This window comes from Defluviimonas salinarum (assembly GCF_026013545.1).
Lineage (GTDB): Bacteria > Pseudomonadota > Alphaproteobacteria > Rhodobacterales > Rhodobacteraceae > Albidovulum > Albidovulum salinarum.
The window spans coordinates 1-1567 of the sequence record NZ_JAPDOG010000083.1 but is presented as its reverse complement, the minus strand read 5'-3'; the positions used below and the strand labels follow the sequence as shown (position 1 = coordinate 1567).

Here is a 1567-nt window from a genome sequence, read left to right as displayed (position 1 = left end):
TCAAGAACGCCCGCCGTGTCGCCACCCGCTACGACAAGACTGCCGAAAGCTTCCTGGGTTTCATCGACATAACCTCGATCCGCCTCTGGCTCCGCCAATTGTCAACATGACCTAGAAGGAATCTCGCGGCGATCTGGGAATTTTCGTTGACGGCATACCGAGCGATCTGTTACAAACCAACCAGTCGGTATGCAAATGGAACCAAAACCATGATCGATGCAGCCCAAACAATGATCGCCTCCTCCGTCGTTCCGTTGTTCGGCGCCGCCAGCCTGGCAGTTCGCATGGCATCGCCGTTGCTTTCTCGGCGGGAATTGCGGCGGAGAGCGCCCGCCTGAGAGTTCCCGACCCGGACCGGGTGATGTCCGGACAACCCATCTGACCAAAGGAGAAGAGAGATGGAAAATGCAAAGAAACTGGCAATCGTCGTATCCCGTGGCCTCGATGACGAGCGGGCCACCGTGGCCTTCACGATCGCCAACACCGGGATCGCTTCGGGCCAGCAGGTGACCATGTTCATGGTCAGCTCGGCCGTGGACGTGGTCCGCAAGGGCGCCGCCGACAATGTGCGGATGAACCCCTTCGACCCGCCGATGAAGGAATTGATCGAGAACTTCCAGAACGGTGGAGGCCGCATCCTCGTCTGTCCGCCTTGCGCGAAGGTGCGCGGCTACGAGGAAAGCGACTTCATCGACGGCGTGCAGGTGGTGGGTTCGCCCGCGCTGCACGCGCAGATCCTCGACGGCGCGTCGACGCTGAGTTTCTGAACCCCTGTAAGAAGGAGAATGATCATGGCTTCCTGTGCAAACGCCGGCACCGTCGAGAATTCCACCGCCACAGCCATCACCGTTGCCGAAGCGAAAGGTTACCATGGGCGCGCAGGCGTTGAGTTTGTAGACCCGCGCCCTGCGGACGTGATCGCGGCCACCACGGGCAAGATCCCGGGCGCGCGGTTGATCTCCGTCGAGGACGTGGAGGCGGGGAACCTGCCGCCAGTCTTCGCGGACAAGAGCCTGCATGTGGTGACCACCTGCATGGCCGGCCCCATGGCCCGGCGTGCGGCCACAGCCTTCGCCAAGGCAGGCTTCGGCCGCGTGAACTGGATCGAAGGCGGCACTACCGCCTGGGTCGAAGCCGGTCATCCGACCGTTCGCTGAGTGATCGGCCGAATGCCGCAAATCACGGCGAAGCTACTGACGCAGCACCATCTGTTATAACGGTGGTGCTGCGCGCTAAAGTCGGGGATTGACACTGGTTCACGCACCGCAAGGCCTGTCGCGGATGATGAGACTTTACCGTTCGCATGGTGTCAGGATCAGCGGCGCGCCGGACTCCGCCCCGATCTCGCGACATGTGCCCGTGGACTGCCCCCATCGAGTGGTCCGTGTTGATTGTTGGTGCATCATCGGCGTCTGGTCCATTGGAACGAAGCTTTCCGGCGCGGGCGGGCGGTAGCTCAGCGACCTGGCGGTCGAAATCCCGCGCGATGAGCCGGTGGCCCAGAAGCTTCAGACAATGCATCTTCGTTTCGACGCGGCTCCGGCGATGATAGCCGCTCCATCGTCGC

Annotated in this window: 2 protein-coding genes and 2 pseudogenes; 3 read left to right on the top strand and 1 reads right to left on the bottom strand. The window is 62.0% G+C overall.

Going from position 1 to position 1567, the window contains the following annotated elements:
• The 3 genes and pseudogenes from OM960_RS25355 to OM960_RS25345 form a co-directional block, all read left to right on the top strand.
• Positions 1-110: pseudogene (locus OM960_RS25355) on the top strand (IS5/IS1182 family transposase); the annotation flags it as partial.
• Positions 111-398: 288 nt separating this feature from the next.
• Positions 399-767 carry a DsrE family protein gene (locus OM960_RS25350; RefSeq protein WP_263339597.1) on the top strand — a complete coding sequence of 123 codons (369 nt, stop codon included), beginning with the start codon at positions 399-401 and terminating at the stop codon, positions 765-767.
• Between the two features lie 18 nt (positions 768-785).
• The gene (locus tag OM960_RS25345; protein ID WP_264773926.1) at positions 786-1157 is read left to right on the top strand and encodes a rhodanese-like domain-containing protein; all 372 of its coding nucleotides are present in this window, start codon (positions 786-788) and stop codon (positions 1155-1157) included.
• Positions 1158-1452: 295 nt separating this feature from the next.
• Here the strand turns inward: OM960_RS25345 and OM960_RS25340 are convergent.
• Positions 1453-1567, bottom strand: a pseudogene (locus OM960_RS25340) (IS5/IS1182 family transposase); the annotation flags it as partial.